Genomic DNA, 7,090 nt, shown 5'->3' with positions numbered 1-7,090 from the left:
AGCACGCCGATCCTGTCTGATTCTTTCCAAGATCTGTATCACGAAGTCAGACGCAACCCAGAAGCACAAGCGGCGCGGCGAGTTCCTGGAGTTCTGCCGCTACCTGCGCAGCCTCTACCCGCCCGAGGTCCGCATCGCCATCGTCTGCGACAACTTCAGCCCGCACCTGACCACCAAGAAGGACAAGCGAGTCGGGCAGTGGGCAGAGGCGAACAACGTCGAGATCGCCTACACGCCCACCAACTCCTCGTGGTTGAACCGCATCGAGGCACAGTTCACCGCACTGCGCGAGTTCACCCTCAACGGCACCGACCACGCCAGCCACCGCGAGCAAGGCAGCATGATCCACCGCTACATCGCCTGGCGAAACCGCAACACCGACAACCCACGCCTACGACGCATCGTGAAGAGGGCAAACGTTGCCTGATGCGGCACTAGGCCCGTGCCAGAAGCAGCCTCCTCCAGCATGCATTCTGTTGCCACGATGCTGCCCGTTGCATGCCCGATGGGCCGGGAGACGAGGGGGATAGGGGGAATCGCAGGGAAAGCGATCAGTGCGCTGAGCTGCCTTTGCTGCTGAAGCGTGATCGAATCAGCGTTCTTTCTGCAGTTCTCTGTTGGGTACTGCCGAATCGTCTTTGTAGAGATCGAGCGGCGGCGCTCCTGCAGCTCGGCGGCCGGGCATGCTGCTTGAGGGTCGGTCCCGGTCGCCGGCGGCTCGGGCCGCGCTCTATGCGAGGCCGCTGGTCCCTACTGGTTGGCGGGCATCATGGCGCGGGACCACGATGCACGGCCACTCTTCTGGCTCCCCAATCGTCAGCCAGCCCATCTCATCGCCGTCAATGGTGCTGCCCCAGGGAAGGAACCTGCCCGGTTCAGGCCACATAGCCAATGGGTGGTATTCGGGAAAGTCTTCACGGAGATCTCTGTATGCGTCACCCCACTGCGCCGCCGGTACGCGATCGCACTTGACGTAGGAACGTCAGGCGGTGGGGCGTGTGCAGAGAGGGGAGCGCCGAATCTGACACGACAGCGAAGACGCCACCTCATAGCATGATCGAGCTAACCGGAGGAGTCATCGTGCGCATCGCCATCCCGCTGTTTGATCGGTTCACGGCCCTTGACGCGGTCGGCCCGTACGAGGTGCTCAAATTCCTTCCTGATGCCGAGATCGTGTTCGTCGCCGAAGAACCCGGGCCGGTGCGTGATGTCCCCAAGTGGTTGGCCATCAGCGCTGACGCGGCGTTCGCCGATGTTGACTTCTGCGATGTACTGCTCGTTCCAGGGGGACCCGGCAGCCGGAGCCTCCTTCAGGACGACAAGCTTCTCGGCTGGATCCGTCGAATGCACCAGGGGAGTGTCTGGACCACCTCCGTCTGTACGGGCTCGCTGCTGCTGGCCGCAGCCGGGCTGCTCAATGGACTCTCTGCGACGACACACTGGGGAGCGATCGACGTCCTGGAATCGTTCGGAGCGACCTACACGCCCGAGAGAGTCGTGTTCCAGGGGAAGATCGTGACCGCCGCTGGGGTTTCTTCCGGCATTGACATGGCCCTCGCCTTGGCGGCGCAGATCGCTGATCGGACCACGGCCGAGGCGATCCAGCTTGCGATCGAGTACGACCCCCAGCCACCTTTTGACGCCGGCTCCCCTGCCAAGGCGCCGCAGGCCGCCAAAGATCTCCTCGCCAGGGGGATCCGCTGACGTCCGAGCGATCAGAGCACGGTGAGGCTGGCCGCCTGGTGGACAGCATGATCATCGTGCAATTGGCCAGGGCGACGAGAGGTCGGTCAGATCTTGACGACAGTGACGCGTACGCCACACAGGGCGGCGAGGTCCTCGGGGTCGGAGGTGAGGACCGTGACGGGATCTGGGGCAGCGAGTGGCACTGAGCACGGCATCGATGGCGTACTTGTGCCCGTACAGGCCGGCGTCGGACAAGAGAGTGGCGGGCGATTGGTTCGGTGTCCGGCTCGACGACAGGGCGGGACAACGTCCACTCCAGGGCCGGCCGGTTGACGCGGGGGGTGGACCACCTCGACGAGGATGGCGGCAGAGGTGATGACGCGGAGGTCGTCAGCGCGGGCGAGAGCGAGCCATGCGGTGACCGTACGGTCACGCAGGACGGCCTTGGCGAGCCCCTCGCTGTCGAGGACAAGGGTGCCGCCGGGAGTGGCGGGGGAACGGGTCACGCGGCCGTTCCACCATTGGGCTGTCCCCGCCGGGACTGGTGCAGTTGGTCGCGCAGTGCCTGGACTTCGTCGTCGGTGATGGGGCCGTGCTCGGCTTCGGCGACCTGGATGAGTTCGCTGAGATTGTCGCGCTCGATCTGGCGGGCGACGGCAGCGGCGACGTAGGCGGACAGGCCGGAAGGAGCACTCCGGGAACTGGCGGTCTCGGCGATGTCACGCGGCATGACAATCGAATACTTGCCGGTAGGCTCGCTCATGCTCTCTATCCCACCTCTCATCCTCCTGTGGCGTCGCGGCCGCGATGCCGACGTCAGCGGAACTGGCGTGGATCATCGCGGTGATCTACGGGTGCGCCCTTGGGCTGGTGATCAGGCAGTGGGGTCTGACGTGGGTGTACGGGCTGAGCGTCGTCGACCTGCCTCCCCCGGTCCCGTTCGGCAGGCCGTGGAACGTGCGTTCCGTCGCGTCCCCGGTCATCCCGTCGTTCCCACGTCTGTCGAGCTGCCGCGAAGGGTCCCCGCTCCGAGGGCTCGACAACGCGCGTCAGCGAGGCCGCCTGAGAGCGTCAGCCGTTCGAGGAGGGCGAGACGGGAGGTTGTCGTACTAGGCGGCTATGGTTCGGCGCGTGACGTATCCCGAGGTCATCCCGATTTCATATGAGCCCGACTACCACACAGACCGCATCGGCCGGTGGCGCGATGGTCAGTTCCTCGGTGGGGTTGTTCCTGCGTTCCGGAAGGGCTACTCGAGAACAGAGGATTGGCTGTCACATAAGCGGTGGTATGCCGTGCTTCACCGTTTCGGCCCTGAAGGTCACTACCTTGACTCGCGCGTCGAATGCACCGGAGCCGAGGACAGGCACAGAGAGTCGGTGGATGCCGCTGATCGGCGTCTGAGTAAGTGGCTCGCCGAGTTACCCGGCCTCGAGTTCGGCGACATCGCCATTCGTCCGTTTCGATTGGAGTTCGATGGGGTGGTATTCGGCCTGATCCTGGAAGATCACGAAGGCGAGGAGTGCGCCGAGCTGTACCCCCATGACCTTGGCTTCTACGCACCCTGGGACGGCCTCTACGACACCTGATCGTCCCTACGGCGAGTGGGAGTCCTCCAGTTCTGCCGGTCGCCCGGGCCGGCTGCAGCGCTGATCTCGTGAATCAGTGGGAGGCGTCTGTTGGGGCCGTGAAGTCGTACCGGGTTACTAGCCTTGATGCATGACAGTGGAAGACCGGCTCGCCGCCGTTGATGGACTGCTCGTCCGGCCCTTTCCAGATGAAGCGGAACAAGTGGCGGTGGACGGAGGGGCGTGGGAGGGGTATCGCTCCAGCGGGCAGGGCTATCACGTGTACGTTCTGAAGGCCAGCCAGGAGTTCTGGGACGGTCGCGGCGAGGAGGTCGTCGAGGCGGCGGAGGAAGAGATCGCCGCCGCGTACGAGGCGCTGGCGACCGTGCTGACCGAGCGCTGGGGGCGGCCTGAGGCGGTCGATCTGTGGCCTTGGCTGGAGAGTGAGGCCCCGGCGCCTGAGCCGATGGACCAGCTCTGCCAGCTCAGCGACAGGATGGTGGTCTGGCGTCCGGGTGGCGCGGATGGACGATGGGTTGCGCTCGTGGTGGGGCAGGCTGATCCGGAGTTTCCGATCCAGTTGCTTGCGGCGGTCGGTGAGGCGCCGTTTCATTGAGATCTCGTTCCAGTGAGGTGTCGTGGGAGTGCTTGGTGAGCCTTGTGGTTTCGCGCGCCGAGGACTGTTGTTGTCAGGTGGGTGTTCCGTGGGCGGGGCCGTCTCGGGTGTGGGGTGGGAGGGGGACGCGTCTGGTTCGGTGAAGGCGCTGATTCTTGCGCGCAGTTCGTCGGCGTCGCCGGGGGTCAGTTCGGCGACGAGGTCGAGGGCGTGCCGCGGCGTGTCTGTGCCTTCGCGTAACCGGCCGGCGGACAGTTGGGCCTCGCCCAGTGGTTGCAGGGTCCGGGTGCCGAGCGCGCGTTTTCCGCTGCGGCGCCAGGCCAGGGGGCGGCGGTAGTAGGTGATCGTCCCCTCGTACTGGCCGAGCAGGTGGTGGATTGGCCCATGCTGTCGAGCGTGGCGGACTCGCCGGGCAGGTCGTTCAGCTCGCGTTGGATGGACGGTGCCTCCTCGCAGCGGCGTAACGCCTCCTCGTACGCCCCCCGCGCTGCAGCGGGCGTGGAACCAGCCGATGTTGTTCAGGACCCGGCCCGCGCCCGCCCGGTAGAGGCTCAACGCCTGCGTGTTCAGGTCCAGCCTCTTCGCGGACTGGTCGTGGCGGTCCGCCGGCACGCTGACCCCCTCCCTGGCCCGCCCTGCCGGCCCGGGAGGCGAGCAGTCGTTCGCGTCTTCCCGGGCCGGTTCGCTCGCCGTCGTCATCCGACCTTGTTCAGGAAGGAGCGCAGGTTGAGCCGGATGCGGGCGACCTTCTCCTCCGAGGTGAGGGACTCGTCGATGACTCCGGCTCCCGCGGTGTCCTTCTTCCCTCTGGTGTAGAGGGAGCAGGACAGGTCGGTGCACAGGTACTGTCCGACCGAGTTGCCCTGGCGGCCGGCCTCGCCGGTACGGCGTGCGGTCATCAGCGCCACGCCCCCGCCCGTGTGCGTGGTCAGGCACAGCGAGCACATGCTGCGTGCCGTGAAGCCCCGCGAGCCGCCGGACGTCACCCGGAGGGCGATCCCGACCAGCGGGCCGTCCCGCTCGGCGATGAGGTAGGCGCGTTCCGGCGCGCCCGGATCTCGCCAGCCGAGGAAGTCGAGGTCGTCCCACGGCAGGTCGGCGAGGTCCTTGGGCAGGCCGAGCCGGTTGGCCTCACCCTTGGAGCAGTTGATGAATGATGTGCGAATGTCGCGTTCGGTGACTGGTCTCATGAGCGGCGAGGCTAGTCGTCCTAGACATGCTATGCAAATACTTAAACGGTGTAAGAAAGCGAGAAGGGTGGCCCATGGCACGTGCGGGAGTGACTCCGGAGCGGCTGACCCTGGCGGCGGCGGAACTGGCCGACGAGATCGGCTTCCAGAACGTGACCGCCTCGGCGCTCGCCCGCAGGTTCGGCGTCAAGCCCGCGGCCCTGTACGCGCACGTCAAGGACCTCCAGGACCTGCGCGTCAGGGTGGCGGCGCTGGCCCTGTCCGAGCTGGCCGACCGGGCCGCCGCCGCGCTGGTCGGGCGTGCGGGCAAGGATGCGCTGGTGGCGTTCGCCAACGCGTACCGGGACTACGCGAAGGAACACCCGGGCAGGTACGCGGCGGCGCAGATCGAGCCCGACCCGGAGACGCCGGCGGCGAGCGCCGCGCGGCGGCACGCGGACATGACGCGGGCGATCCTGCGCGGCTACGACCTGGCGGAGCCCGACCAGACGGACGCGGTACGGATGCTGGGCAGCATGTTCCACGGCTACGTGAGCCTGGAGACGCAGGGCGGGTTCGGTCGCCACCCGCGCGACGTGGAGGTTTCTTGGCAGCGGACCTTGGACGCTCTCGACGCCGTCCTCAGGAACTGGCCGCCGCCCGCCTGAACGGCCCTGGCGCTCCCGCGGGCTCGTTCATGAGCCGGGGGTCGGTCCGGGCACGGGGAACGTGGTCGCGTGGATCTGTGCGGGGCGGTCCCGGTACGTGGTCTCGCGTTCGAAGGTCAGGTCGATCTTGGCAGCGACCCGCTGCGAGGGGACGTTGTCCGGGTGGATGATCGCGATCAGCCGTTCCAGGCCCAGGATGTCGCGTGCGTGGTCGCGGCACGCCGCCGCCGCTTCGGTCGCGTAGCCGTTCCCCTGGAGCCCGGTTCGTACGAGGTAGCCGACCTCGGTGTGGACGGCCCCGTCCACCTCCTGCAACGTCAGGCCGCAGTTGCCGACGAACGCGCCGTTGCTCCGGAGGGCGACCAGCCACAGTCCGTGCCCGTGTTCGTGGTAGCCGTGTTGGCTCCACCGGATCCAGCCCAGTGCCTCGTCCCTGGTCTTCGGGCGGGGGTAGTGGCGCATGACGTCCGGGTCGCCCAGTAGCGCGGCCAGGTCGTCCAGGGCGTCGGGGTCATCTCGCGGAACGCGAGGCGCGGCGTCGGCCGGGGAGGACGGCGAGGGCGGCGAGACGAGGTCACGGGGCTCCTTGAGTGGCGGGCGGTAGGTAGCCCGGGTCGGTGGGCTGTGGGAAGGGTCCCGGGTTGGTGGGGGGAGGATGTGGGGCGTCTGGTGGGTGGAGGGGGAGGGCGTCCGATGAACATGCCGGTGCTGGTCGATTGGCTGACCTTGCTGCTCGCACCCGTGATCTTCGCCGGGCTGGGGCTCGTGGTCTACGCGAGGAGGCGCGTGGCGGGCGAGCCCGGCGCGAAGCTTCCGGCGTGGGCGCGGGTGGCCCAGTGGTTGGCGGTGGGCAGCGCGTTTTTCATCGTGTTCATCAGGCTCGTGTGGGGTGTGTGAGTGCTACGGTTGGCGGCTCGTCAGGTCGAGGACGCCGACCGTCTGGCCGCCGCTCGTTTCGCCGGTGAGCCGGAATCCGAGCTTGCGGTAGAAACCCTCGGGGCCGTCTTCCCCTGGCTCCCACGTGACGTACATCTGGTGGCCGCCGTTGCGCCTGACCTCGGCGGCCACCGACTCGACCGCGAAACGGCCGACCCCCTTGCCCTGCGCGTCCGGGGTCACGTTGAGGCGCCACAGCCCGGAGCGGATGTCGGTGCCGGTGCCGTTCCAGTCGATGTCGATGAAGGCCATGAGGAAACCCACCGCGTGGTCGTCGCCGTCGAGGATGAGGCGCGGCCAGGCCGCCTTGGGATACACGTACGCCTCGGCCAGCGACTTCACCACCGGCGAGACGAAGCGCTCCTGGTCGGGCCGGACCTTGATCCCGATGGCCGTGTCGAAGTTGGCGGAAGTTACAGGGATGAGGTGGAGATTCGTCGGCATAACGG

General features: G+C 67.2%; 10 protein-coding genes. 6 read left to right on the top strand and 4 right to left on the bottom strand.

Going from position 1 to position 7,090, the window contains the following annotated elements:
* Nucleotides 1-427: transposase (locus ABD844_RS47235; RefSeq protein ID WP_344894624.1), on the top strand; the 427-nt coding region annotated here is incomplete at its 5' end.
* Between the two features lie 653 nt (nt 428-1,080).
* A complete protein-coding gene (locus tag ABD844_RS47230; RefSeq protein ID WP_344894621.1) occupies nt 1,081-1,704 on the top strand; it encodes a DJ-1/PfpI family protein in 624 nt (207 codons plus the stop codon).
* A gap of 484 nt (nt 1,705-2,188) precedes the next feature.
* Here ABD844_RS47230 and ABD844_RS47225 read toward each other — a convergent pair whose 3' ends face one another.
* Nucleotides 2,189-2,449 carry a CopG family transcriptional regulator gene (locus ABD844_RS47225; protein WP_344894618.1) on the bottom strand — a complete coding sequence of 87 codons (261 nt, stop codon included), beginning with the start codon at nt 2,447-2,449 and terminating at the stop codon, nt 2,189-2,191.
* A gap of 368 nt (nt 2,450-2,817) precedes the next feature.
* Between ABD844_RS47225 and ABD844_RS47220 the strand changes: the two genes are divergently transcribed.
* Together ABD844_RS47220 and ABD844_RS47215 are read left to right on the top strand one after the other, a co-directional pair.
* Nucleotides 2,818-3,273, top strand: a complete 456-nt coding sequence (locus ABD844_RS47220; RefSeq protein ID WP_344894615.1) for a hypothetical protein — start codon at nt 2,818-2,820, stop codon at nt 3,271-3,273.
* A gap of 130 nt (nt 3,274-3,403) precedes the next feature.
* A complete protein-coding gene (locus ABD844_RS47215) occupies nt 3,404-3,868 on the top strand; it encodes a hypothetical protein (RefSeq protein WP_344894612.1) in 465 nt (154 codons plus the stop codon).
* A gap of 695 nt (nt 3,869-4,563) precedes the next feature.
* Here ABD844_RS47215 and ABD844_RS47210 read toward each other — a convergent pair.
* Entirely contained in the window at nt 4,564-5,058 is a 495-nt protein-coding gene (locus ABD844_RS47210) for an FBP domain-containing protein (protein ID WP_344894609.1), read from the bottom strand.
* 74 nt (nt 5,059-5,132) lie between these two features.
* Here ABD844_RS47210 and ABD844_RS47205 point away from each other — a divergent pair, with 74 nt between their 5' ends.
* Nucleotides 5,133-5,705 (top strand): TetR/AcrR family transcriptional regulator, encoded by a 573-nt coding sequence (locus tag ABD844_RS47205; protein ID WP_344894606.1) that lies wholly within the window; start codon nt 5,133-5,135, stop codon nt 5,703-5,705.
* A 27-nt stretch (nt 5,706-5,732) separates the two neighbouring features.
* Here the strand turns inward: ABD844_RS47205 and ABD844_RS47200 are convergent, their stop codons facing one another.
* A complete protein-coding gene (locus ABD844_RS47200) occupies nt 5,733-6,206 on the bottom strand; it encodes a GNAT family N-acetyltransferase (RefSeq protein WP_344894639.1) in 474 nt (157 codons plus the stop codon).
* Nucleotides 6,207-6,398: 192 nt separating this feature from the next.
* Here ABD844_RS47200 and ABD844_RS47195 point away from each other — a divergent pair, with 192 nt between their 5' ends.
* Nucleotides 6,399-6,602, top strand: a complete 204-nt coding sequence (locus tag ABD844_RS47195) for a hypothetical protein (protein ID WP_344894603.1) — start codon at nt 6,399-6,401, stop codon at nt 6,600-6,602.
* A gap of 3 nt (nt 6,603-6,605) precedes the next feature.
* Here the strand turns inward: ABD844_RS47195 and ABD844_RS47190 are convergent, their stop codons facing one another.
* Complete coding sequence (locus ABD844_RS47190; RefSeq protein WP_344894600.1) at nt 6,606-7,085, bottom strand: GNAT family N-acetyltransferase; 480 nt, start codon at nt 7,083-7,085, stop codon at nt 6,606-6,608.
* Nucleotides 7,086-7,090: the final 5 nt, after the last annotated feature.

Source organism: Nonomuraea antimicrobica, assembly GCF_039536965.1.
Classification (GTDB): domain Bacteria; phylum Actinomycetota; class Actinomycetes; order Streptosporangiales; family Streptosporangiaceae; genus Nonomuraea; species Nonomuraea antimicrobica.
This window is presented reverse-complemented; position numbering and strand designations above follow the sequence as displayed.

What these genes read in the sequence shown, in the direction of transcription:
- ABD844_RS47225 (WP_344894618.1), bottom strand. Translation starts at nt 2,449, where the DNA reads ATGAGCGAGCCTACCGGCAAGTATTCGATTGTCATGCCGCGTGACATC.
- ABD844_RS47210 (WP_344894609.1), bottom strand. Translation starts at nt 5,058, where the DNA reads ATGAGACCAGTCACCGAACGCGACATTCGCACATCATTCATCAACTGC.
- ABD844_RS47215 (WP_344894612.1), top strand. Translation starts at nt 3,404, where the DNA reads ATGACAGTGGAAGACCGGCTCGCCGCCGTTGATGGACTGCTCGTCCGG.
- ABD844_RS47190 (WP_344894600.1), bottom strand. Translation starts at nt 7,085, where the DNA reads ATGCCGACGAATCTCCACCTCATCCCTGTAACTTCCGCCAACTTCGAC.
- ABD844_RS47195 (WP_344894603.1), top strand. Translation starts at nt 6,399, where the DNA reads ATGAACATGCCGGTGCTGGTCGATTGGCTGACCTTGCTGCTCGCACCC.
- ABD844_RS47205 (WP_344894606.1), top strand. Translation starts at nt 5,133, where the DNA reads ATGGCACGTGCGGGAGTGACTCCGGAGCGGCTGACCCTGGCGGCGGCG.